This is a genomic window from Mesorhizobium qingshengii (assembly GCF_900103325.1).
Classification (GTDB): Bacteria; Pseudomonadota; Alphaproteobacteria; order Rhizobiales; family Rhizobiaceae; genus Mesorhizobium; species Mesorhizobium qingshengii.
In genome coordinates this window covers 130,431-152,067 of record NZ_FMXM01000004.1, presented here as the reverse complement: position 1 = coordinate 152,067, position 21,637 = coordinate 130,431, and the positions used below count along the sequence as shown (strand labels likewise).

Genomic DNA, 21,637 nt, shown 5'->3' with positions numbered 1-21,637 from the left:
TGGCGCGGTCTCCGGTCGGTAGGTTGCAGGCATGTAGGGATTCCCCAGCCAACGGCAATGTGGGGGGCAAGAATAGCTCAGTCTCCGAACAGCGAGGCGAGACCGTTGGTGATCATTTCGCTGCGCTCGTCAGGGCCGTGGCCCGATTGGGCATGAAGCATCAGCGGAGGGCGGATGGCGAGTTTTCCACGCGCTCCGAGCGTTGCCCGCACGACGATGCGGATCGCCGCCGCGTCGGGGCGAGGATGCACGGCGAGCAGCTCGGCATCGCCGAAACGGCTAGCGAGGGCGTCGAGAATGGAGCCGAGCTGTTCGGGCCGCGCAATGACGGCAAGCCCGCCGCGCGGCCTGACCACCGCCGCGGCACTTCGGATCCAGCTCTCGAACAGCCCGTCCTCCATGACATGCGCTTCCTTTCTCAGGCGATCGGGCGTGGCCCGGTCGCGTGCGGCGTTGAAGGGCGGGTTCATGATGACGAAGTCGAAGTCGTTGTCGCCGAGGCCGGCCGCCGCCCGAGCCCGGCCCGACACCGTGACATCGGCGATGAGAACGGACGCGCGATCGCTGAGATGGGCGTTGCCGGGGTGCGCAAGGGTGGCAGCCGCGAAGGCCGCCATTTCCGGCGCGCGTTCGACAAGCACGGCCTCGGCGGCCGGGCAGCGCGACAGCACCGCCAGGCCGGCGGCCCCGGCTCCGGCGCCGAAATCGGCGAGACGTCCACCAAACGAGGATGGCACGGACGCCGCCAGCATCATCGCGTCCATGCCGGCGCGATGGCCGCCATGCTTGGGCTGCACGAGCCAGAAGCGGCCGCGATGGAAGGCGTCGACCGTGTGGGCCGGCGTGTCCGGGGCAAGGGCGGCTGGCGCGGCGGACATTATTTTCCGCGGATCTCGTTGGCGATGCCGGCGTCGGTCAGAATGCGCCGTGCGGCGTCGGCCTGGTCGGCGTCGACCATGATGCGTCGCGGCAGGATGCCGAGCGAGCCGTCGAGCACGCTCATGTTCTGGTCGGCGACGAAGCAACCGATGCCGGCATCGCGCATCAGCGATTCGACAAAGGATATGATGACGGCGTCGTTGGTGCGGATGAGCTCTATCATCGTATGAAACTCGCAGCTTGCGCTATTGATGTAAACGGGCAGGGGATTTCCGTGGCAAAGCAGAGCCCCCCTTCGGCGTCGGTTGACACGCTGTCGTTGCCGCCGCGCCAATTCGCCACTTGCCGTGGCGGTGTCTGCCGCCCTAGAGTCCTGTCGGGACTAAGGGTGCCGTCGCACGCGTTATACCAAGACGGGAGTGATTGTCGTGGGTGTCGTTCTCAACATCGAAAACGGGAAGCGGGAGCCCGCCTCCATCAAGGATCTGATCGATCTGACGGCGGCCGATATGGGGCGCGTCAATGAATTGATCCTGTCCAAGGCCGGCTCCGATGTCGAGATGATTCCAGAGGTTGCCAACCATCTGATCTCGTCTGGCGGCAAGCGGCTGCGGCCGATGCTGACGCTCGCTGCGGCGCAGATGTTCGGCTATGTGGGCGAGGGCCACGTCAAGCTCGCCACCTCTGTCGAGTTCATGCACACCGCGACTTTGCTGCACGATGATGTCGTCGACGAGAGCGGCATGCGGCGCGGCAAGAAAACCGCCCGCATGATCTGGGGCAACCAGGCGAGCGTCCTGGTCGGGGATTTCCTGCTAGGCCAGGCCTTCCGCATGATGGTCGATGTCGGCTCGCTCGAAGCGCTCGACATTCTGTCGAGCGCCGCCTCGATCATCGCCGAGGGCGAGGTGATGCAGCTTGCCGCCGCCAAGAACCTCGAGACCACCGAGGATGAACATTTCGCGGTCATCAAGGCCAAGACCGCGGCGCTGTTTTCCGCTGCCGCCGAGGTCGGCCCCGTCATTGCCCAGGCGACCCGCAACGACCGCGCGGCACTGCGCTCCTACGGCATGAATCTCGGTCTTGCCTTCCAGCTGATCGACGATGCGTTGGACTATGGCGGCACCAGCAAGGATCTGGGCAAGAATGTCGGCGACGATTTCCGCGAGGGCAAGGTGACCTTGCCGGTCATTCTCGCCTATCGGCGCGGCACCAAGGCCGAGCGCACCTTCTGGAAGCGCGCCATCGAGGACAATGTCGTCGACGACGCCGGCCTGGAAAAGGCGATCGGCCTGATGACCCGCCACGGCGCGATTGCAGACACGATCGGGCGCGCCCGCCATTTCGGCGAGATCGCCCGCGACGCGCTGGCGCCGCTGGAAGCGACGCCGCAGAAATCGGCGCTGATCGACGTCATCGATTTCTGCATCAGCCGGGTGAACTGAGAAGCGCAGCCGCGCCTTTCCGGCGTGGCTGACGAGGATATCCGCGAAAAGAAGGCAATCCGCCGAATCCCGGTCCTGCAGTCTCGACAAGCTGCCATGCCGCAAATTATCTATAAAAAATGGCAAAGGGCACAGACGACACCATCGCGGTGCGCATCAGCAAGATACTGGCGGACCGCATCATCTCGGGCGCGATAGAGCCCGGGGCTCGGCTTCGGCAGGACCGTGTCGCCGAGGAATTCCATACCAGCCATGTTCCCGTACGCGAGGCCTTCCGCCGTCTCGAGGCGCAAGGGCTGGCCGTCAGCGAGCCGCGCCGTGGCGTGCGCGTGGCGGCTTTCGATCTGGGCGAGGTCAAGGAGGTCGCCGAAATGCGGGCCGCGCTCGAAGTGCTGGCGCTGCGCCATGCCGCGCCGCACCTGACGTCAGCCATTCTCGATCTGGCCGAGGAAGCCACCAAGGCCGGCGACAAGTCCCGCGATGTCAGGTCATGGGAAGAAGCCAATCGCGCCTTTCACCGGTTGATCCTGGCGCCGTGCGGCATGCCGCGCCTGATCGCCACCATCGACGATCTGCACGCCGCGAGTGCGCGCTTCCTGTTCGCCGCATGGCGTTCGGAGTGGGAGACACGCACCGACCAGGACCACCGGGCGATATTGACCGCCTTGCGGCAGGGAAACACCGAATCGGCGGCAGTGACGCTGGGGCGGCATGTCCAATGGATTGGCCGCAAGCCGGTCAAGACGGCCTCCGGGGCGACGCGCGAGGCCTTTGCAATCGTGGGCTAGACGGCCTTTGCAAAGGGAAGGCTTGCTATCTCCAGGGATTTGTGGATTCGATAATAGATCGAAAACAGAAATTATCTATAATTTGTAGATCGATCGAAGGAATCCCAATGGCAAACATCGCATTCACCTCCCGCAAAGCTTCTTTCAGCCCGCTCAGGCTCCAGGATCGTGCTCTCGGCTGGCAGGTCGGAGCCGTCGTTATCGGCACGCTGTTCCTAGCGTTGTCGTCCTACATCGAAGTGCCGATGGTTCCGGTTCCGGTGACCATGCAGACTTTCGCCGTGACACTCATTGGCGCGCTCTATGGCTGGCGGCTCGGCGCGGTAACCATCGCGGCATGGCTGGTCGAGGGTGCGGTGGGCTTTCCGGTCCTCGCCGGAGGCGCGGCCGGTGTAGCGCATTTCGTCGGGCCGACTGGCGGCTATCTCTTCGCCTTCCCGATCACCGGCGCGCTTGTCGGCTGGCTGGCCGAACGCGGCTGGAACGGCAACAGGGTGGTGTTTGCCTTCGCCGCCATGCTGCTCGGCAACCTTGCCTGCTTGGTTCTGGGCACGGCATGGCTCGCCGTCATGATCGGCGCCGAAAAAGCCATTACCTTCGGCTTCCTGCCATTCATCGTCGGCGGCTTGCTCAAGTCGGCGCTCGGTGCCGCGACACTTAAGCTGTTTTCGGGCTACAAGCCGGAACCGAGCGATCTCAGGCCGTAAGAACAGATGACGATCAGGCTGCGCGCCCATCATCTCCTTTGCCTGCTTACCTATGTGGGCAAGGGGTACAGCCCCGCCTTCACCGCCAACTACGACGGGATCGCGCAGCGCCTGAGCCGGGGCGAGGACATCCTGATCGTTTCCGGCCCGGACGACGTCTGCGCGCCGTTGCTCGATGGGCCGGAACCGCACTGTCTGCGCGAAAGCGCGGTGGAGCGGGACGGGCTCGCGGCGGCGGATGTGGAGGAATTGCTGGCGCGGCCAATCCGGATCGGCGCGTGCTTCGACCTCGATGTGGCGATTCTGGCGCGGATGCGGCAGGCGTTTTCGGCGGGCCTCGTGCGCAAGGCGTGCGGTGGCTGCGAATGGAACGAGCTGTGCAGCACGGTCGCGGCCGGTGGATATCGCGATACGCAGGTGCAGCCGTCCGCCATGCCGGGCAAACGCTGACTTTGGCGCTGGAGTCTCCGTGGTCGAATTGTGATATATTCGGTTCCGCCAACGCCAGAGCGGAAATTCGAGGCGGAAAACTGCCCCTTGCCGCCATGGTTTGTTAATCGGGTGACCCGATTGTGAATTTGAGGCGGATTGAAGCGTGACCCCAAAAAGGCCATGCTTTGCCCGGAAAGATCGAGTCTACGTCGATCCCGCTGACGCGGAGATGACGTTTGGCTGAAAGGGATACGATGCGGCAAGGACGTGCGCGCTGGCTGACAAGGCTGGCAATTGTGGCAGGCATGGCGATCTCGGCTTTGCCGGCCCATGCCAAGCAAACCACCGAACCGGTCAAGATCACGTCTTTCTCGGGGGCCTATCTGGCCGCGCGGATCGCCGAAGGCGACAATGACCTCAACAGCGCCATAGCCTATTACAAGCAGGCACTGGCCTTCGACCCGAGTGACACCGGCCTGCAGCAGAGCCTGATGCTGTCGCTGATCGCTCTAGGACGCTTCGACGAATCCCTGGTCTATGCGGACAAGCTCAAGGAAGTTCCCGATGTCGAGCGTTTTTCGCGCCTGGCACTGGCCGTCGACTCCTTCCACAAGAAGGATTTCACCAAGGCGCAGTACTGGCTCAAGTTGTCGCTGGAATCCGATCTCGATCGGCTGATCTCCGGGGTGATGTCCGGCTGGGCCGAACAGGGCGCCGGCCAGGCCAGCGATGCGATGGCTTCGATCGACAAGCTTCAGGGCCCCGACTGGTTCGGCCTGTTCAAGTCGTTCCACCGCGCGCTCATCGCCGATGCGTCGAACATGCCTGAAAAGGCCGAGGCGATCTACGCCGCGACAATGCAGGACACGACCGCCGGTGGTGCCGCTCCCGAAACCTGGATGCGCAACGCCCAGGCCTATGCATCGTTCCTGGCCCGCAAGGGCGACAAGGCCAAGGCGCTGTCGGTGCTCGATCAGGCCGAGGCGTTTTCGCCCGGCAAGCTGGAAATCGTCGCCTTGCGCGACAGGATCAGCAAGGGCGACAAGATTGCGCCCATGGTTACCGGCCCGTCCGACGGCGCCTCCGAAATCCTGCTCGATCTCGCCACCGCGCTCAACCGCGGCGGCGGCGAGCCGTTCGTCCGTCTTTATCTGCAATACGCCCTGGCCTTGAAGCCCGACAGCGACGCCGCCCTGGTGCAGCTCGCCGCCGTCTCCGAGCAGTTGAAGGACGGCGAGGGCGCGATCGCGCTCTATCGGCGGATTCCCGACACTTCGCCGCTGAAGGAGCTTTCCGACCTGCAGCTCGGCCTCAACCTTGCCGATCTCGACCGTCACGATGAGGCGATCACCCATCTGAAGGCGTTCGTCGACGCGCATCCCGACGACATGCGCGCCTATCTGGCGCTCGGCGGCGTCTATTCCTCGAAGGATGATTTCCGCTCGGCGGCCGATCTTTATGACAAGGCTGTTGCGGTGCTGAAAACGCCGACCGCCGCCAACTGGAACATCTTCTACCAGCGCGGCATCGCCTATGAGCGGCTGAAGGAATGGCCGAAGGCCGAGCCCAACTTCCGCAAGGCACTGGAACTGCAGCCCGACCAGCCGCAGGTGCTGAACTATCTCGGATATTCCTGGGTCGACATGAACACGAACCTCAAGGAAGGCCTGGCGATGATCCAGAAGGCCGTCGACCTCAGGCCAAGCGACGGTTACATCGTCGACTCGCTGGGTTGGGCCTATTTCCGCTTGGGCAGGTTCGATGATGCGGTGCGCGAAATGGAACGCGCCGTGTCGCTGAAGCCGGAAGATCCGGTTCTGAACGACCATTTGGGCGATGCCTACTGGCGCGTCGGCCGCAAGCTCGAAGCCACCTTCCAGTGGAATCAGGCGCGCGACCTGAAGCCGGATCCCGATGTGCTGGCCACCTTGCAGCAGAAGCTGATGAAGGGCCTGCCGCCGATCGAATCCAACACGGCGCAGGAAACCCCGAAGGTCAAGCCCGAGCCGGTGCCCGCGCCGAAGGGCTGAAGCCAGCTTTATGAATGCGAACGGGGCTCTTCGGAGCCCCGTTTTCGTTTGGATCGATGGTATTCGGCGACGCGCCCAGACAGGCGTCGATGCGCTCGGAATTGCCTCAGAACATCTTCCGGTAGACGACGAAGCCGGACCGTTCGCCGACCTTGTCATAGAGCTTCATCGCCGTGTGGTTTGTTTCGTGCGTCAGCCAGTACACCCGGCCCGAGCCGGCGGCCTGGGCGCGCTCGTAGACGCCCTCGATCAGCGCCCGGCCGATACCTTTTCCACGCGAGGCCTGGGTGGTGAAAAGGTCCTGCAGATAGCAATTCGGCGCGATCGCCGTGGTGCTGCGGTGGAAGAGGTAGTGCACGAGGCCGAGGAGTTGTCCCCCACTGTCGGCGACCAGCGCATGGACCGGCTCATAGGCATCGAAGAAGCGGGACCACGTCATCGCGGTGATCTCACTTGCCAGGGCGGTTTCGCCGGAGCGGCCGTAAAATGCGTTGTACCCATCCCACAGTGGCAGCCATTGGTCGAAATCCTGGCGCGTGACGGGACGGATGGCGATTGGGCTGGGCATGGTTGAACCTGCTATTCCTGAATTTGCCGACATGAGCATCGAACTGATGGCAGGCCTCGATGACAGGCAATGGGCCAGCCCCTCGCAAAACCTTCAACATCGCCGCCATGCTCGTGGCGATCCGTGCACCTTGCTTGACGCTTCGCCGCCGTGTCTCTAGGACGTGCCGGCAAGCTAGCCTTTGCTGTCGAGGCCACCGTGACCGTTGAACTCCCCGCCCATATGCACCCCAGCCGCTCGTTCCAGGGGCTGATCCTGACCTTGCACAACTACTGGGCGGCCTATGGCTGCGTCATCCTGCAGCCCTACGACATGGAGGTCGGCGCCGGCACGTTTCATCCGGCAACGACGTTGCGGGCGCTTGGACCCAGGCGCTGGAATGCCGCCTACGTCCAGCCTTCGCGCCGTCCCAAGGACGGCCGCTATGGCGAGAACCCGAACCGGCTGCAGCATTATTACCAGTATCAGGTCATCCTGAAGCCCAATCCGCCGAACCTGCAGGAGCTCTATCTCGGCTCGCTGGTGGCGATCGGCGTCGATCCGCTGCTGCACGACATCCGCTTCGTAGAGGACGACTGGGAAAGCCCGACGCTTGGCGCCTGGGGGCTCGGCTGGGAATGCTGGTGCGACGGCATGGAAGTGTCGCAGTTCACCTATTTCCAGCAGGTCTGCGGCATCGAATGCGCGCCGGTGGCCGGCGAACTCACCTACGGGCTGGAGCGGCTGGCCATGTATGTGCAGGGCGTCGACAATGTTTACGACCTCAACTTCAACGGCCGTGAGGGAGCCGACAAGGTGACCTACGGCGATGTCTTCCTGCAGGCCGAGCAGGAATACTCGCGTCACAATTTCGAATACGCCAACACGGCGATGCTGCTCAGGCATTTCGAAGATGCCGAGGCCGAGTGCAAGGCGCTGCTCGATGCCGGTGCGCCGGCGTCGAACGACAATCTGCCGATGCACAGGATGGTCTTCCCGGCCTACGACCAGTGCATCAAGGCCAGCCATGTCTTCAACCTGCTCGACGCGCGCGGCGTGATATCGGTCACCGAACGGCAGAGCTACATCTTGCGGGTGCGCAATCTGGCCAAGGCCTGCGGCGAGGCGTTTCTGAAGACACAGGCAGGCGGACTGGCGGCCTGAGTTTCAGGCGCGCTTCATCATCCCTGCTTCACCATCTCTAGCGACGCGTTGATCGGCGACAGGATCTGGCCGCTCGGGCCAGCCATGGTCCGCAATGCCTGCCGCACGCCCGGCATCGAGAAGGCGCCATGGACCTGCGCGGTGAAGCAGGCGCTGAGCGCGAGGATCTGAAGAAGTCTGGATGCCGTTTTCATGGTCGTTCAGCCAATAGTTCCCTGCCTGAGCGTGGGTCGCTCCAGCGCTGCGTTCGGTTCATGGAAATCTTTGATCCAAGGACGGGCCGGATCGCCGCGTCCCGACAGCGAGGCCAAAATTTCCGGAAATCAGCCGAAGTCGGTGATTGAAGCGCCGAAAGGGTGACAGCGGCCAGCCGAGTTGCTATGCCCCGCCCGGACCACTCTCCCGCACGAGCTGACCCCGATGCCTGACCTGCTTCTAGAACTTCGTTCCGAGGAAATTCCTGCCCGCATGCAGCGCAAGGCGGCGGGTGACCTGAGGAAGATGCTGACCGACGGTCTGGTAGAGGCAGGGCTGACCTATGAGGCTGCGCGCGAATACTGGACGCCGCGGCGTCTGACACTCGACATCAGGGGGCTGACCGCACGCTCGAAGGACATCCGCGAGGAGATCAAGGGGCCGTCGACGACCGCGCCCGAGCAGGCGGTCCAGGGGTTCCTGCGCAAGGCCGGGCTTGCTTCGATCGCCGAGGCGCATGTCCATTCCGACTCCAAGAAGGGCGACTTCTATGTCGCCCACATTTCGAAGCCGGGCAGGGCAACCGAAGAGATCATCGCCGAACTGGTGCCGGGCATCATCCGCAATTTCCCCTGGCCGAAATCGATGCGCTGGGGCCCGGCCTCGGCCAAGCCCGGGTCGCTACGCTGGGTGCGGCCGCTGCAATCCATCCTGTGCACCTTCGGCCCGGAGACCGAGGAGCCCGTCGTGGTCGATTTCGAGATCGACGGCATCCGTTCCGGCAACATCACCTATGGGCACCGCTTTCATGCGCCTGATGCCATCACCGTGCGTCGCTTCGATGACTATGTTTCCAAGCTGGAGGTGGCGAAGGTCGTGCTCGACGCCGACCGGCGCAAGGAGATCATCCTTGCCGACGCCCGCAATCTCGCTTTCGCCAACGGGCTCGACCTGGTCGAGGACGACGGGCTGCTGGAGGAAGTCTCCGGGCTGGTCGAATGGCCGGTCGTGCTGATGGGCGAGTTCGAGGAGGCTTTCCTGGGCATTCCGGCCGAGGTGATCCGGCTGACCATCCGCGCCAACCAGAAGTGCTTTGTGACACGGCCGCCGGGCGTCGACGACACGCTTTCCAACCACTTCATCCTCACCGCCAACATCGAAGCGAAGGATGGCGGCAAGGAGATCGCCCACGGCAACGGCAAGGTGGTACGCTCTCGCCTGTCGGACGCGCTCTATTTCTGGACAACCGACCAAGGCGATTTGCCTGATCTCGACCGGTTGCGGGCGTCGGCGGAAAAGTTCGAACTCGACCTGAACAAACCGCTTGATCAGCGCATGGCCCGCCTCGACCATCTCGGCGTCACCTTCCATGCCAAGCTCGGCACACAGGGCGAGCGGGTGGAGCGGATCAAGCGGCTGGCCGAAGAATTGGCGCCGATCGTCGGCGCCGGTCCCGCGCTGGCGCGCCGCGCCGCGGTTCTCGCCAAGGCCGATCTGCAGACCGAGGTCGTCGGCGAGTTCCCGGAACTGCAGGGCGCCATGGGCCGCAAATACGCGCTCCTCCAGGGCGAGCATCCATCCGTGGCCACCGCCGCTGAAGAACATTACAAGCCGCAAGGCCCCTCCGACCGCGTGCCGAGCGATCCGGTTTCGATCGCTGTCGCGCTCGCCGACAAGCTCGACACGCTGGTAGGCTTCTGGGCCATCGACGAAAAGCCGACCGGTTCGAAGGATCCTTATGCTCTGAGGAGGGCTGCGCTTGGCGTCGTGAGGATACTGGTCGAGAACAAGATTCAGTTCAGCATCGTCGATGTGGCAGAATCTCACATCCCTTCGGTCCATCAATCGATGAGGATCGCCCAAGGTGGAGCAATAGGGCGAGGAATGCGAGAGTTCAGAGGTGCGCAAGTTGGCGATGAGGTGCTCGACCTCCTCGCCTTCTTCCACGACCGCCTGAAGGTTTATCTGCGTGACCAGGGCGCGCGCCATGATCTCATCGACGCGGTCATCACGCCGCAGTCCGATGATCTGCTGCAGATCGTCCGCCGCGTCGAGGCGCTTGGCTCCTTCCTCGATAGCGAGGACGGCAGGAACCTGCTCGCTGGGACCAAGCGCGCCGCCAACATCCTGGCCGCCGAGGAGAAGAAGAAAACGGCGGTCGCCGAAACCGTTGAGCCGGCGTTGTTTCGCCAGGACACCGAGAAATCGCTGTTTACCGCGGTGAATCTGGCTGAGAGGCAAGCCGGCGAAGCGATTCAAAACGATGACTTTTCCGGCGCCTTGCTGGCGCTTAGCGTGTTGCGTGAACCGGTTGATTCATTCTTTGAGCATGTCCTCGTAAATGATGAGGACTCGTCCGTGCGCGCCAACCGCCTGGCGCTGCTTGCCCGCATCCGCGCCGCGACCGGTCAGGTCGCGGATTTTTCCAGGATCGCCGGCTGAGGCGACGAAGATTTTCTTCGCCGCCGGCCGTTCGAGCCGGCTTACAGTCATATGGCGATGATCTCTCCGTGGCAAAAGGGACATGTTCCCCAACCCCACGGAGGCTTCCATGAATTCCGATCACGAAATCGAAGTGACTGAAGAAACCTCAGGCCAGCCCGAGGCGCTTGAAACCGCTTCCGAAACCGATCATGCCGCTGCCGTCGAAATCGCCGACCTGTCGGACAACGAAGACGGCGGAGAGTCGGACAACGACGAAGCCGCCACTCTCTCGGGTGACGACGAGGACGAAGACGAGGAAGATGAAGAAGACGAAGCCGACGACAGCGTGAAGGCTGAAGGCGACGACGAGGAATCCGAAGAAGACGAGTCCGAAGAAGACGAGGACAAGGACGTCGCGGCCTGAGATTTCAATCCAGTTCAGTCGAGAGAGGGCGGCGCATCACAGGCTGTACGAGAACGTCGGCGCTTCGTCTCGGCGAAGCGCCTGAAACAGCCCATCTGCCTTTCAACGGCTTTGGCCGAGGTTGATGCTCCGGACCATGTTGAAAGCCAGCACCGAGAGTGCCATTTCGGTGCTGGTTCCCTTGGTGCCTCGCGTCAGGAACCGGCCTGTCATCATCCATTTTATCCAGTGCTTCAGGTCGGGCGCGGCGATCATCCCATTAGGATGGGCCGGACCAGGTCCAGCTTCTCGACAACGAAATCGAAGAAGGCGCGGATGCGAGGTGTCGTCCGCAGGTCGGGATGCGTGAGGAGGTACCAGCCGCGTGTCAGTTCCTGGACTGGAGGAAGGACCTGCACCAAGTCATCGTGCATGTCGGCAATCGTGGTGGGCAGCGGAGCGACACCGACGCCCGATTTCACGGCCATCAACACGCCAAGAACGCTGTTGTTGCGAACTGCGACCTTTGCGTTGGGCGCAACGCTGGCGAACCACTTCGCTGCCCGGTGGTTCACGAGCATTCCATCGAATTCCACGATGGAGTGGTCGGCGATATCTTCAACACGATGTGGCCTGCCATTGTGCTGGACGTAGCTCTGGCTGGCGTAAACCGCCCAGATCGAATCGCCGATTTTCCGCCCGACCAGGTTTTCGTCGGCAGGTTCGCCGGAGCGCAGCGCGATGTCGGCCTCCCCTTTCGAAAGATCGAGATAACCGTCGCTCATCACGAACTCCACCCGCAGCCTGGGATGGCGCTCGTGGAAAAGATCGAGCAAAGGCGATGATGTGATGCGGGATACCAAAGGCTCGGGGCAGGTAAGGCGGATCGTGCCGACCAGCTCGTTTCCATGGTCGCGGACCTGGCGCTCAACTCCTGCTACGGCCTCGTCCACCCTTTCGATCGCCGGGCGCAGCGCTTCGCCGAGTTCCGTTAGCTGATAACCTGTCGGGTGGCGGCGCACCAACGCATGACCGACCTTGCGCTCCAACTCCATCAGTCGCCGATGAACCGTCGACTGATTGACGCCGAGCGCGCGAGCGGCCGCGAGCGTGCTTCCATGCCGCGCAACTGCAAGAAAATATCGAAGGCCGTTCCAATCGAACATTCGGACGTTATGCAGCATTGCATGGCCGTTCGGCAAACTTGCTGCTGCCCGGTGTCGCGGTACCGGCCTAGGATCGGCCATCATTCGACAAGGAGAGCCGTATGCACAAGACAATGGGAGTCAGTCAGGCGATCGCGGGCCTTTCGGTCGGCGTCACCGCATCAGCGCGAGACACCGGCGCGGCGAAACTCACCCCGCTTCATCGCGAGGTCGTGCGGACGATGTCGCGCGGAGAAGATCAGGAGGTACGCGTTCTGTCCGCCACTCTCGATCCAGGCGATCGCACGCCACATCATTCGCATCGCTTTCCGGTTACGGTCTATATGCTCGAAGGCACCTTCACTCTGGAACTCGACGACCGTGAGCCTGTCCACATGCGCGCCGGCGAAGTGTTCGTTGAACCGGCACACGTCACCATGACAGGACGCAATCTCGATCCCAAAGTACCGGCAAGAATGGTGCTCTTTTATGTGAGCGACCCCGACACACCATTTGCCGACCCTGTGAAGTGAACGTCCGTTTTCGATTAGGGCGTTCCCCGATCGATTAGCCCCGGTGGAGAGCCGGGAAGGGTCTGCCGTTCGGCAGACCTCCGCGACGACGCAAAGCACCAATTGTGCTTTCACACAGCCTGATCAGCGCCACCCTCTCTTTTTAGTGCCCCGGATGCTGAACTGTCAGTCCTCCAGGATGCTGACGCGCACGCTGTTTTCGTAGACGTCTACCTGGATCAGCGGCTCGCCATTGACGATGGCCCGCTTGGTCGAGGAACTCATCGCGCCAGGGCGCTCCAGCATGCGTTGCAGATCGGCGCGCTGGTCATTGGTCCTGAACCAGGCGTCACCCTCGTCGTCGCGGTCGCGGCGATGGAATTTGTGCCAGTTGGCCCGGTCCTGCCGCACCATTTGCGCGGCGCTGTCGAGCGCATAGCCGTCACTCGCTTGATGATCCCGATCAGAAATGCGCGCGACATAGGATCCCAGCATGTCGTCCGCATGAGCCGCGCCGGCGCCTAGCAGTGATGCCAGCAGAAGCCCGGCCACGGTGACAGTTCTGGATTTGCTCATGATCAACCCCTCTTGCCCTGAACGATGAAACCCCGTCTGCCACAGCCGCCTGGCGAATTCAGGCTACCGCGTCCAGCAGTGAAGATCAGCCGGGACGGGGTTTGCCCGGCAATGGTGCGCCGACCGTTAGACCGCAGTCAAGTCGCGGTGAGCGCCTTACTTGGCTTTGCCGAGCCCTTGTATAGGCTGGGTCGCTGCCTGCGCGGGCGTGCTCGGGGCTGCGACGGATTTATTTCCAGTATCTCCCGAAGGGGCTGCCGAGGCAGTGGCCGTTGCGGGCGCAGTGCCTGCCGCCGGCGCGGTACCGGTGGCCGGTGCGGCGCTTGGTGCCGGTGCCGAGAAGGCAGGACCGGCGACGCCACCACGGATGACCACGGGGGCTTGCTGGGAGCCGCGCCTGGTCCCGGGTTTGTCCGGGATGGCGGCCACCTTTTCATAGGTGACGTCGGGCTGTGCTTCGCCGAGCGCCACCACGGACCGCATATCGCTGGCTTTGACGCCAAGCTTGATGATGGATGGTGTCGAGGATGGCATACCGGGAAAAACCAGCGACGAGGCCTGCGCCCCGCCGGTCACCGCCGCCAGAATGATCCCCAGCGCCCCCAGGATACGCACAGACACGATCATAGCTCCCCTTTGTCCAGAACCACACGATAGCGGGTCGGACTTGATTTCGGCTTTCGTGGAAACATTGCATTTTAGGGATTGATAAATCGCCAATGCCTGACTGTTCCCAACAGCGACTTGCCCAACTGCCGACTTGCCCGACAGCCGCCATCGTACTACGCAGCCGACATCTGTGAGGTGACGAGAGTGGCTGAAATACTTGCCGTCGGCGAGGCGATGGAGCAGGCGCTGGCGCTGCTCAGGGGTGGCGATGTCGTCGCCATCCCGACGGAGACCGTCTACGGGCTTGCCGGTGACGCCACCAACGGCATCGCTGTGGCGCGCATCTTCGAAGCCAAGGGGCGGCCGCGCTTCAATCCGCTGATCGCCCATGTCGCCGACATGGCGATGGCCGAGCGCATCGCGTTGTTTGATCCGCTGTCGAAGAAACTGGCGCTGGCATTCTGGCCGGGTCCGCTGACGCTGGTGCTGCCGCAGCGGCCCGGCAACGGCATCCATCCGCTGGTCACGGCCGGGCTCGATACGATTGCCTTGCGCATGCCGAGGGGCTTTGGCGGCGAACTGATCGCCAGGCTTGGCCGCCCGCTTGCCGCGCCCAGCGCCAATTCCTCCGGCAAGATCAGCGCGACGACGGCGCAGGCGGTGGCCGCGGATCTCGGCGCGCGGATCAAGCTGGTCGTCGATGGCGGCGCGACGCCGGTCGGGCTGGAATCGACGATCGTCAAGGTAGAAGGCTCGGCAGCGCGGCTGCTCAGGCCCGGCGGCATCGCCGCCGGGGAGATCGAGGCGGTCATCGGCATGAAGCTTTTGCGTGGCGGTGCCGTCGGCGTCGAGGCGCCCGGCATGCTGGCCTCGCACTACGCGCCGGGTGCCGCGGTGCGGCTCAACGCCGGTACGGTCGGCGAGGGCGAAGCCCTGCTCGCCTTCGGCAGCCGGCGAGCCGAAGGCTGGCGACACGCCGCCGCGTTCCTCAACCTGTCCGTATCAGGCGACTTGCGTGAAGCGGCGAGCAATCTTTTCGCCTACATGCAGGATCTCGACCGCAGCGGCGCGCGGACCATCGCCGTCGAGCCTGTCCCCTTCGACGGGCTCGGCGAGGCGATCAACGATCGGCTGTCGCGCGCGGCCGCCCCACGTGACAACACACAGCCCACAACATAGTTTTCCGACATGACCGAGATTTCAACGACTCTCGACCCCGCTCTCATCGATCGCTTTGCGGCGATCGTCGGCGACAAATATGCACTGCGCGACGCGCGGGATATCGCGCCTTATCTCGCAGAGCGGCGCGGCCTCTGGCATGGCGCGACATCGCTGGTGCTGCGGCCGGGCAGCGTTGAGGAGGTCAGCCAGATCATGAAGCTGGCGACCGAGACGGGAACGCCGGTCGTGCCGCAGAGTGGCAACACCGGGCTGGTCGGCGCCCAGGTGCCGGACAAATCCGGCCGCGAGATCGTCTTGTCGCTGTCGCGGCTGAACCGCATCCGCGAGATCGATGTGCTGTCCAACACGGTGACGGTCGAGGCCGGCGTCATCCTGCAGACGCTGCAGGAAGCGGCCGACGCTGCCGACCGGCTGTTTCCCCTGTCGCTGGCCGCGCAAGGCTCCTGCCAGATCGGCGGCAACCTGTCGTCCAATGCCGGCGGCACCGGCGTGCTTGCCTATGGCAATGCGCGCGAACTCTGCCTTGGCGTCGAAGTGGTGCTGCCGACAGGCGAGGTGTTCGACGACCTGCGCAAGTTGAAGAAGGACAACACCGGCTACGACCTGAAAGACCTGTTCGTCGGCGCCGAGGGCACGCTCGGTGTCATCACAGCCGCCGTGCTCAAGCTGTTCCCGAAGCCGAAGGGGCGGGAAGTGGCTTTCGTAGGCCTGTCGTCGCCCGAGGCGGCGCTTTCCCTGTTCAGCTTGGCAATGGACCGTGCCGGGGCCGCACTCACCGCTTTCGAACTGATCGGCAAGCGGCCATACGATTTCACGCTGGCGCATGCCCAAGGCGTGACGCGGCCGCTGGTCGAGGATTGGCCCTGGTATGTGCTGATACAGATTTCGTCCGGCCGTTCATCGGAAGATTCGAGAGCGTTGATCGAGGACGTGCTTTCAGCCGGTCTTGAACAGGGATTCGTTGGTGACGCGGTCATCGCTGCAAGTCTCGGGCAGGGGGATGCCTTCTGGAGTTTCCGCGAGGTGCTGCCCGAAGCGCAGAAACCGGAGGGCGCCTCGATCAAGCACGACATTTCCGTGCCGGTGGCTATGATCCCGCGTTTTATCGAACAGGCCGCCGGTGCCGTGGCATCGGTGAGTGCGAACGCCCGCGTGGTCTGCTTCGGCCATATGGGCGACGGCAATCTCCACTATAACATCTCGCGGCCAGTGGATGGCGACGACGAAGCGTTTCTCGGTCTCTATCATGCGATGAACCACGCGGTGCATGACGTGGTGCGCAGCCTGCACGGTTCGATCTCGGCAGAGCACGGCATCGGCCAGTTGAAGCGGGACGAACTGATCGCCACCGCGCCGCCGATGGCGATCGACCTGATGCGCAGGGTGAAGGCGGCCTTCGACCCGGCGGGGATCATGAATCCCGGTAAGGTTATCTGATCCTTTCAACATCTTGTGCCTGGTGGCATTCCGATAACCATCCCTGAGATCAGCAAAATTTAACCGACTTTCTTAAGCGCGACGGTAAGGAGCCCGCGCTACTGTTTCCTCACAAACGAGGCTGGAAAAACCGGCCCGGAGAGAACCGGACACCGGCTCTCAGGAGACAGACAGGAAGGCACTCTATGAACACCGGACTGAAGCCAGTCTGGGCGGGACGCAACATGCGTCTTGACCCATTCCGCCTGCCGCAGGTGGTGAGCTATGCCACGCGCGACGACTACGGCGACGTGACCTTCACCATCGACCAGCGTGGCGCCGTGATCCGCCGCGTCCTCGAGATGAGCGGCGTGCCGGCGATCATCGCTCTGCCCGCCAATGCGTTCCGCGGCGTTGCCGCCCGCGCGATGGAGGATCCGGACGGCAATGTCACGGTGACTTTGGAACTTCTGCACAATGATCCGATGCTGTCGGTGCCGCTGCTGGTTGCCGACGATCTCGAGGATGTCGCCGCCGACTGGCGCGCCTGGGCGGATGCCTACCGTCTTCCGATGCTCTTGATCGAATCGGACGGTGTGGCCCGCACGCTGGAGGAATCGCTCGGCGCGGCCATCAAGACGCTGCCGCCGCAGGATCGCCGAAAGGGTCGCGTTTCGACCACGCGTCGCCCGCGCTTCCTCGCTCGCCGCAGGGCGGGAGACCTCGGCCTCAGGCTGGTCATCGACGGTCAGGAGATGATTTCAAGGGAGTGAGAAGCGGTCCGCGACAGCGGCCGAAAAGCCAATTGCTTGACTTTTCGAGCTTCGAACGCCTTGAGCTTGCGAAGGGCCGGGGCGAGGGAGGCGGCCGCTAGACCAGCGGCTTCAGCGCCACCCACAGCGCGCCACCGATCAGGCCAAGGAAGATCAGCCAACCGACCTGGTTGTTCGACCTGAACAGCCGCAGGCATTGGTCCGGATTGTCGATATCCAGAACCGTGATCTGCCGGGCCATATGGGCGCCGGCGGCGATCAGCCCGGCCAGAGCCGGCACCGGAGCCTGCGCCGACGCGAAGGCGATGGCGAAGCAGATCAGCGCGCCGCCATAGAGCCCTGCCAGCCACGATTTGGTGTTTTCGCCGAACAGGCGTGCGGTCGAGCGCACGCCGACAATGGCGTCGTCTTCCTTGTCCTGGTGCGCATAGATCGTGTCGTAGCCGATCACCCACAGGATCGAGCCGACATAGAGCATGATGGCGGGCCCATCGAGATCGCCGAACTCGACCGCCCATCCCATCAGCGCGCCCCAGGAAAAGGCAAGGCCGAGAACCAGTTGTGGCCAGTTGGTTATCCGCTTCATGAACGGATAAATGGCGACGACGGCCAGCGAACAGATGCCGAGCAGAATGGCGAAACTGTTGAATTGCAGCAGTACCGCCAGGCCGGCCAGGGCCTGCAGGACGAGAAACAACCATGCCCGCCGGCGCGTGGCCTTGCCCGATGGCAGCGGCCGCGACCGCGTGCGTTCGACCTTGTTGTCGATGTCCTCGTCGACGAGGTCGTTGTAGGTGCAGCCGGCGCCGCGCATGGCGATGGCGCCGACCAGGAACAGCGCGAGATACAATGGCGCCGGCAGCAGCGAGAGCAGCGGGTCGCCGGGGCGCGGATAGGCGCTCGCCGCAAGCGCCGCCGACCACCAGCACGGCCACAGCAGCAACTGCCAGCCGATCGGCCTGTCCCACCGGGCAAGCTGGGCGTAGGGCCATATCGAGCGTGGCAGCACACGATAGACCCAATGGCCGTTCGGCGCATCGGCGACACGGCCCTGGGCCGCTTTCGTTTGGATGGGTTCCATCATGCTGGATTGGCAGCAGAGTTGGAGGTCGTCAAGCGGGGAGGCGGGCAGCTGAGCCGGATCATGATGGGAAGATGTCGTGGGTGGCGAACCACTCCTTCGCCACCTCGATGAAGGCCAGCGCCGCATTCGATACACGCTGATGCGTGTCATGGGTGAGCAGGATCCGCTGCATGGGCAGCGGATCCGACAGCGGCTTGCAGACGAGGGGCAGGCCGTCATAGCTGCGGTCACCGTGCGGGCGGGTGTAGCTGATGGCAACGCCGAAGCCGTTGGCGACCATGCTGCGCTGGAGTTCGAACGAGCTCGTCGCCCTGTCGGCCACCGGCGAAAGGCCGCGGCTGCGGAACAGATCAAGCATGTGCTGCCAGCTGTGCGGCTGGTCCGTGGTGATCAGCGGATAGGCGGCCAGGTCCGCGAGGCTGACCGATGGGCGGTCCGCCAGGGCATGGCCTGCCGGCAACAGGGCGTGCGGGCGAAGTTCGCGCAGCAGGATGCGGGCGAAATGCGTCGGCAGGCTGAGATCATAGGTGAGGCCGAGATCGATGGCCGCATCGCCGAGCCGTCGTCCCAGCGTCTCGAACGTCTCGTCGCGAACCACGATCTTCACGGCGGGATAGCGTTGGGAGAAGGCACGGATCAGAGCCGGCGCGAAGAACGGTGCCAGATCCTCGAAGCATCCCAGCACCAGTTCACCGCCGACAGCCGATTTGCCTGAGCCCAGGCCGACGAGTTCGTCCGCCTCGGTGAGGACCTGTCTTGCCTTCGCCACAACGGCGCGCCCGAACGATGTCGGCGACACGCCGCTTCCCCGCTGGCGGACGAACAGCTTTTGGCCGAAGTTCTTTTCGACGGCGTCAATCGCCACCGAGATCGAAGGCTGCGAGACGTTCAGCATTTTTGCCGCGCCCGTGACGCTGCCATGACGCGCCACGGCGACAAGATAGCGCAACTGCGTGAGCGTCACATTCATAGGAATCCCCTATGTGCTAGATGGAAAGTTATTATTTTACTGAATGAGGAATGGTTGCGATAGTCCGGCTCATCCCCAAGAGGAGAACGCCATGGCTTTCGAAAGCGACGCCCAGACGATCGATGCCCAAACGATTGCCGACTACCAGCGTGACGGTGCGGTCTGCATCCGTGGCGCCTTCAAGGATTGGGTCGACACGATTGCCGCCGGGATCGAACGCAATATGCAGAACCGCAGCGCCACCGCGTCTGATATCGCCAATGGCCGCGGCAGCTTCTTCGACGACTACTGCAACTGGGAGCGCATTCCCGAATTCGTCAGGGTGGTGCGGGAATCGCCGGCCGCTGAGTTGGCGGCGGCGGTGATGCAATCGCGCACCGCGCAGTTCTTCCATGATCATGTGCTGGTCAAGGAACCCGGCACGCAGAGGCCGACGCCCTGGCACCAGGACATCCCCTACTACTTTGTCGACGGCCGGCAGACGGTGAGCTTCTGGATTCCCATCGACCCGGTGAAGGAGGCGACGCTGCGCCTCATCGCCGGCTCGCACAAATGGGACAAGATGATCCTGCCGGTGCGCTGGCTCGACGACAGCAATTTCTACGCTGGCGAGGGGGACTATCTGCCGGTGCCCGACCCGGACAAGGATCCGTCGCTGAAGGTGCTTGAGTGGGAAATGGAGCCTGGCGACGCCATCCTGTTCGACTTCAGGACCGCGCATGGCGCGCGCGGCAACATGACCTCGGCGCGGCGCCGGGCGCTGTCGCTGCGCTGGGTCGGTGACGATGCACGCTATGTCGAGCGGCCGGGACGCACGTCTCCGCCCTATCATGGCCACGGCATGCAGCCGGGACAGAAATTGCGCGAGGACTGGTTTCCGGTCGTTTTCCCGGGCTGAACCGAATTGCCAGAATACGGGCGCCGGTATCCGGCGCCCGTGTTCGGCAGGGGTAACGTTCCCGTGCGCAATTCGGATCAAAACACCCGGATGCCTTGACCCGTCGTCCAGAGAGCAATAGCGGGTTCTCTGCAGGATTCTCGGCATCAAGAGGTGGCCATGAACGTTCTTCTTCTCGGCTCCGGCGGCCGCGAACATGCGCTTGCCTGGAAGATCGCGGCTTCACCGCTGCTGACCAAGCTCTATGCGGCTCCCGGCAATCCCGGCATCGCTGGCGAGGCCGAGCTGGTGAAACTGGACATCACCGATCACGCCGCCGTTGCCGCCTTCTGCAAGGACAAGAAGATCGATCTCGTCGTGGTCGGTCCGGAAGGGCCGCTGGTCGCCGGCATTGCCGACGATCTGCGTGCGCAAGGCATTCGCGTCTTTGGTCCATCCAAGGCCGCCGCACAGCTGGAAGGCTCGAAGGGTTTCACCAAGGACCTCTGCGCCAGATACAACATCCCGACCGCCGCCTATGGCCGTTTCGGCGATCTGGCGTCCGCCAAGGCCTATGTCGAAAAGACGGGTGCGCCGATCGTCATCAAGGCCGATGGCCTGGCCGCCGGCAAGGGCGTGACCGTCGCCATGACCCTCGGTGAGGCACAGGCAGCACTCGATGCCTGTTTCGAGGGTTCCTTCGGCGCCGCTGGCGCGGAGGTGGTGATCGAGGAATTCATGACCGGTGAGGAGGCAAGTTTCTTCTGCCTCTGCGACGGCACCACGGCGCTGCCCTTCGGCACCGCGCAGGACCACAAGCGTGTCGGTGATGGCGATGTTGGTCCCAACACCGGTGGGATGGGCGCCTACTCGCCGGCCCCGGTGATGACGCCGCAGATGGTTGAACGCACCATGCGCGAGATCATCGAGCCGACCATGCGCGGAATGGCTGTATCAGGCGCGCCTTTCGCCGGCATTCTCTTCGCTGGGCTGATGATCACCGAGAATGGGCCGAAGCTGATCGAATACAACACCCGTTTCGGCGACCCGGAATGCCAGGTGCTGATGATGCGGCTGAAGGATGATCTGCTGGTGCTGCTCAACGCAGCGACCGACGGCCAGCTTGCACATACCTCAGTGCGCTGGCGCGACGAAGCCGCGCTCACCGTGGTGATGGCGGCCAGGGGCTATCCCGGTACTCCGGAAAAAGGATCCGTCATCCGCGGCGTCGAAGACGCGGCAAGTGACGGCGTCCAGATATTCCACGCCGGCACGGCCATCAACGGCGGCGCGCTGGTTGCCAATGGTGGCCGCGTCCTCAATGTCACGGCGACCGGGAGCACGGTCGGCGAGGCGCAGAGGCGCGCCTATGCCGCGCTCGACCGCATCGACTGGCCGGACGGCTTCTGCCGCCGCGATATCGGCTGGCAGGCCGTGGCGCGCGAGCGGGCAGGCTGAAGTTCCGTATCGGGAAGGCAG

At 63.6% G+C, this 21,637-nt stretch carries 23 protein-coding genes; 14 read left to right on the top strand and 9 right to left on the bottom strand.

The features are described from left to right. Positions 1 to 77: 77 nt before the first annotated feature. Positions 78 to 878: a tRNA1(Val) (adenine(37)-N6)-methyltransferase gene (locus BLS48_RS07525; protein ID WP_091576441.1), complete on the bottom strand. Its 801-nt coding sequence runs from the start codon at positions 876 to 878 to the stop codon at positions 78 to 80. Then, complete coding sequence (locus BLS48_RS07520) at positions 878 to 1,102, bottom strand: putative signal transducing protein (protein ID WP_091576439.1); 225 nt, start codon at positions 1,100 to 1,102, stop codon at positions 878 to 880. The genes BLS48_RS07525 and BLS48_RS07520 overlap by 1 nt, the downstream gene beginning before the upstream one ends. Before the next feature lie 205 nt (positions 1,103 to 1,307). On the opposite strand from BLS48_RS07520, the gene BLS48_RS07515 reads away from it, so the two are divergent. From BLS48_RS07515 to BLS48_RS07495, 5 genes are all read left to right on the top strand, one after another. Continuing rightward, entirely contained in the window at positions 1,308 to 2,324 is a 1,017-nt protein-coding gene (locus BLS48_RS07515; protein ID WP_091576438.1) for a polyprenyl synthetase family protein, read from the top strand. Positions 2,325 to 2,443: 119 nt separating this feature from the next. Beyond that, on the top strand, positions 2,444 to 3,112 hold the full coding sequence (locus tag BLS48_RS07510) for a GntR family transcriptional regulator (RefSeq protein WP_091576436.1): 669 nt from the start codon (positions 2,444 to 2,446) through the stop codon (positions 3,110 to 3,112). A 107-nt stretch (positions 3,113 to 3,219) separates the two neighbouring features. Beyond that, positions 3,220 to 3,819 (top strand): biotin transporter BioY, encoded by a 600-nt coding sequence (locus BLS48_RS07505; RefSeq protein WP_091576434.1) that lies wholly within the window; start codon positions 3,220 to 3,222, stop codon positions 3,817 to 3,819. Positions 3,820 to 3,825: 6 nt separating this feature from the next. Further along, the gene (locus BLS48_RS07500) at positions 3,826 to 4,269 is read left to right on the top strand and encodes a DUF1284 domain-containing protein (protein ID WP_091576432.1); all 444 of its coding nucleotides are present in this window, start codon (positions 3,826 to 3,828) and stop codon (positions 4,267 to 4,269) included. 236 nt (positions 4,270 to 4,505) lie between these two features. Continuing rightward, entirely contained in the window at positions 4,506 to 6,281 is a 1,776-nt protein-coding gene (locus tag BLS48_RS07495) for a tetratricopeptide repeat protein (protein ID WP_091576431.1), read from the top strand. 106 nt (positions 6,282 to 6,387) lie between these two features. Here the strand turns inward: BLS48_RS07495 and BLS48_RS07490 are convergent, their stop codons facing one another. Continuing rightward, complete coding sequence (locus BLS48_RS07490) at positions 6,388 to 6,849, bottom strand: GNAT family N-acetyltransferase (protein ID WP_091576429.1); 462 nt, start codon at positions 6,847 to 6,849, stop codon at positions 6,388 to 6,390. Between the two features lie 222 nt (positions 6,850 to 7,071). On the opposite strand from BLS48_RS07490, the gene BLS48_RS07485 reads away from it, so the two are divergent. Then, positions 7,072 to 7,992 (top strand): glycine--tRNA ligase subunit alpha, encoded by a 921-nt coding sequence (locus BLS48_RS07485; RefSeq protein ID WP_208604602.1) that lies wholly within the window; start codon positions 7,072 to 7,074, stop codon positions 7,990 to 7,992. Positions 7,993 to 8,009: 17 nt separating this feature from the next. Here the strand turns inward: BLS48_RS07485 and BLS48_RS35590 are convergent, their stop codons facing one another. Continuing rightward, on the bottom strand, positions 8,010 to 8,186 hold the full coding sequence (locus tag BLS48_RS35590) for a hypothetical protein (protein WP_167364991.1): 177 nt from the start codon (positions 8,184 to 8,186) through the stop codon (positions 8,010 to 8,012). A gap of 226 nt (positions 8,187 to 8,412) precedes the next feature. Here BLS48_RS35590 and glyS point away from each other — a divergent pair, with 226 nt between their 5' ends. Then, the gene (glyS, locus tag BLS48_RS07480) at positions 8,413 to 10,629 is read left to right on the top strand and encodes a glycine--tRNA ligase subunit beta (RefSeq protein WP_091576426.1); all 2,217 of its coding nucleotides are present in this window, start codon (positions 8,413 to 8,415) and stop codon (positions 10,627 to 10,629) included. Between the two features lie 109 nt (positions 10,630 to 10,738). After that, complete coding sequence (locus BLS48_RS07475; RefSeq protein WP_091576425.1) at positions 10,739 to 11,035, top strand: ATPase; 297 nt, start codon at positions 10,739 to 10,741, stop codon at positions 11,033 to 11,035. A 251-nt stretch (positions 11,036 to 11,286) separates the two neighbouring features. Here BLS48_RS07475 and BLS48_RS07470 read toward each other — a convergent pair whose 3' ends face one another. After that, a complete protein-coding gene (locus BLS48_RS07470; protein ID WP_167364990.1) occupies positions 11,287 to 12,180 on the bottom strand; it encodes a LysR family transcriptional regulator in 894 nt (297 codons plus the stop codon). A 101-nt stretch (positions 12,181 to 12,281) separates the two neighbouring features. On the opposite strand from BLS48_RS07470, the gene BLS48_RS07465 reads away from it, so the two are divergent. Beyond that, positions 12,282 to 12,692, top strand: a complete 411-nt coding sequence (locus tag BLS48_RS07465; protein ID WP_091576421.1) for a cupin domain-containing protein — start codon at positions 12,282 to 12,284, stop codon at positions 12,690 to 12,692. 165 nt (positions 12,693 to 12,857) lie between these two features. Here BLS48_RS07465 and BLS48_RS07460 read toward each other — a convergent pair whose 3' ends face one another. Continuing rightward, positions 12,858 to 13,247 (bottom strand): hypothetical protein, encoded by a 390-nt coding sequence (locus BLS48_RS07460; protein ID WP_091576877.1) that lies wholly within the window; start codon positions 13,245 to 13,247, stop codon positions 12,858 to 12,860. Positions 13,248 to 13,403: 156 nt separating this feature from the next. Continuing rightward, positions 13,404 to 13,874: a hypothetical protein gene (locus BLS48_RS07455; protein WP_167364989.1), complete on the bottom strand. Its 471-nt coding sequence runs from the start codon at positions 13,872 to 13,874 to the stop codon at positions 13,404 to 13,406. A gap of 186 nt (positions 13,875 to 14,060) precedes the next feature. On the opposite strand from BLS48_RS07455, the gene BLS48_RS07450 reads away from it, so the two are divergent. From BLS48_RS07450 to BLS48_RS07440, 3 genes are all read left to right on the top strand, one after another. Continuing rightward, positions 14,061 to 15,035: an L-threonylcarbamoyladenylate synthase gene (locus BLS48_RS07450; protein WP_167364988.1), complete on the top strand. Its 975-nt coding sequence runs from the start codon at positions 14,061 to 14,063 to the stop codon at positions 15,033 to 15,035. A 9-nt stretch (positions 15,036 to 15,044) separates the two neighbouring features. Next, positions 15,045 to 16,475 carry an FAD-binding oxidoreductase gene (locus BLS48_RS07445; protein WP_091576420.1) on the top strand — a complete coding sequence of 477 codons (1,431 nt, stop codon included), beginning with the start codon at positions 15,045 to 15,047 and terminating at the stop codon, positions 16,473 to 16,475. Positions 16,476 to 16,660: 185 nt separating this feature from the next. Beyond that, positions 16,661 to 17,227, top strand: a complete 567-nt coding sequence (locus BLS48_RS07440; protein ID WP_091576418.1) for a DUF6101 family protein — start codon at positions 16,661 to 16,663, stop codon at positions 17,225 to 17,227. 97 nt (positions 17,228 to 17,324) lie between these two features. Here BLS48_RS07440 and ubiA read toward each other — a convergent pair whose 3' ends face one another. Together ubiA and BLS48_RS07430 are read right to left on the bottom strand one after the other, a co-directional pair. Beyond that, positions 17,325 to 18,308, bottom strand: coding sequence for a 4-hydroxybenzoate octaprenyltransferase (gene ubiA, locus BLS48_RS07435; RefSeq protein ID WP_091576872.1), 984 nt, complete (start codon positions 18,306 to 18,308; stop codon positions 17,325 to 17,327). A gap of 61 nt (positions 18,309 to 18,369) precedes the next feature. Continuing rightward, on the bottom strand, positions 18,370 to 19,281 hold the full coding sequence (locus BLS48_RS07430) for a LysR family transcriptional regulator (RefSeq protein ID WP_091576417.1): 912 nt from the start codon (positions 19,279 to 19,281) through the stop codon (positions 18,370 to 18,372). Positions 19,282 to 19,372: 91 nt separating this feature from the next. Between BLS48_RS07430 and BLS48_RS07425 the strand changes: the two genes are divergently transcribed. Together BLS48_RS07425 and purD are read left to right on the top strand one after the other, a co-directional pair. After that, entirely contained in the window at positions 19,373 to 20,179 is an 807-nt protein-coding gene (locus tag BLS48_RS07425) for a phytanoyl-CoA dioxygenase family protein (protein WP_091576415.1), read from the top strand. Positions 20,180 to 20,338: 159 nt separating this feature from the next. Further along, the gene (gene purD, locus BLS48_RS07420; protein ID WP_091576413.1) at positions 20,339 to 21,616 is read left to right on the top strand and encodes a phosphoribosylamine--glycine ligase; all 1,278 of its coding nucleotides are present in this window, start codon (positions 20,339 to 20,341) and stop codon (positions 21,614 to 21,616) included. Positions 21,617 to 21,637: the final 21 nt, after the last annotated feature.

Excerpts from the sequence above, each read along its gene's own strand:
- BLS48_RS07440 (WP_091576418.1), top strand. The coding sequence starts at position 16,661 with ATGAACACCGGACTGAAGCCAGTCTGGGCGGGACGCAACATGCGTCTT.
- BLS48_RS07505 (WP_091576434.1), top strand. The coding sequence starts at position 3,220 with ATGGCAAACATCGCATTCACCTCCCGCAAAGCTTCTTTCAGCCCGCTC.
- BLS48_RS07485 (WP_208604602.1), top strand. The coding sequence starts at position 7,072 with ATGCACCCCAGCCGCTCGTTCCAGGGGCTGATCCTGACCTTGCACAAC.
- BLS48_RS35590 (WP_167364991.1), bottom strand. The coding sequence starts at position 8,186 with ATGAAAACGGCATCCAGACTTCTTCAGATCCTCGCGCTCAGCGCCTGC.
- BLS48_RS07430 (WP_091576417.1), bottom strand. The coding sequence starts at position 19,281 with ATGAATGTGACGCTCACGCAGTTGCGCTATCTTGTCGCCGTGGCGCGT.
- BLS48_RS07455 (WP_167364989.1), bottom strand. The coding sequence starts at position 13,874 with ATGATCGTGTCTGTGCGTATCCTGGGGGCGCTGGGGATCATTCTGGCG.
- BLS48_RS07490 (WP_091576429.1), bottom strand. The coding sequence starts at position 6,849 with ATGCCCAGCCCAATCGCCATCCGTCCCGTCACGCGCCAGGATTTCGAC.
- BLS48_RS07495 (WP_091576431.1), top strand. The coding sequence starts at position 4,506 with ATGCGGCAAGGACGTGCGCGCTGGCTGACAAGGCTGGCAATTGTGGCA.
- BLS48_RS07445 (WP_091576420.1), top strand. The coding sequence starts at position 15,045 with ATGACCGAGATTTCAACGACTCTCGACCCCGCTCTCATCGATCGCTTT.
- BLS48_RS07500 (WP_091576432.1), top strand. The coding sequence starts at position 3,826 with ATGACGATCAGGCTGCGCGCCCATCATCTCCTTTGCCTGCTTACCTAT.
- BLS48_RS07470 (WP_167364990.1), bottom strand. The coding sequence starts at position 12,180 with ATGTTCGATTGGAACGGCCTTCGATATTTTCTTGCAGTTGCGCGGCAT.
- purD (WP_091576413.1), top strand. The coding sequence starts at position 20,339 with ATGAACGTTCTTCTTCTCGGCTCCGGCGGCCGCGAACATGCGCTTGCC.
- BLS48_RS07520 (WP_091576439.1), bottom strand. The coding sequence starts at position 1,102 with ATGATAGAGCTCATCCGCACCAACGACGCCGTCATCATATCCTTTGTC.
- glyS (WP_091576426.1), top strand. The coding sequence starts at position 8,413 with ATGCCTGACCTGCTTCTAGAACTTCGTTCCGAGGAAATTCCTGCCCGC.
- BLS48_RS07465 (WP_091576421.1), top strand. The coding sequence starts at position 12,282 with ATGCACAAGACAATGGGAGTCAGTCAGGCGATCGCGGGCCTTTCGGTC.
- ubiA (WP_091576872.1), bottom strand. The coding sequence starts at position 18,308 with ATGGAACCCATCCAAACGAAAGCGGCCCAGGGCCGTGTCGCCGATGCG.
- BLS48_RS07510 (WP_091576436.1), top strand. The coding sequence starts at position 2,444 with ATGGCAAAGGGCACAGACGACACCATCGCGGTGCGCATCAGCAAGATA.
- BLS48_RS07525 (WP_091576441.1), bottom strand. The coding sequence starts at position 878 with ATGTCCGCCGCGCCAGCCGCCCTTGCCCCGGACACGCCGGCCCACACG.
- BLS48_RS07425 (WP_091576415.1), top strand. The coding sequence starts at position 19,373 with ATGGCTTTCGAAAGCGACGCCCAGACGATCGATGCCCAAACGATTGCC.
- BLS48_RS07460 (WP_091576877.1), bottom strand. The coding sequence starts at position 13,247 with ATGAGCAAATCCAGAACTGTCACCGTGGCCGGGCTTCTGCTGGCATCA.
- BLS48_RS07475 (WP_091576425.1), top strand. The coding sequence starts at position 10,739 with ATGAATTCCGATCACGAAATCGAAGTGACTGAAGAAACCTCAGGCCAG.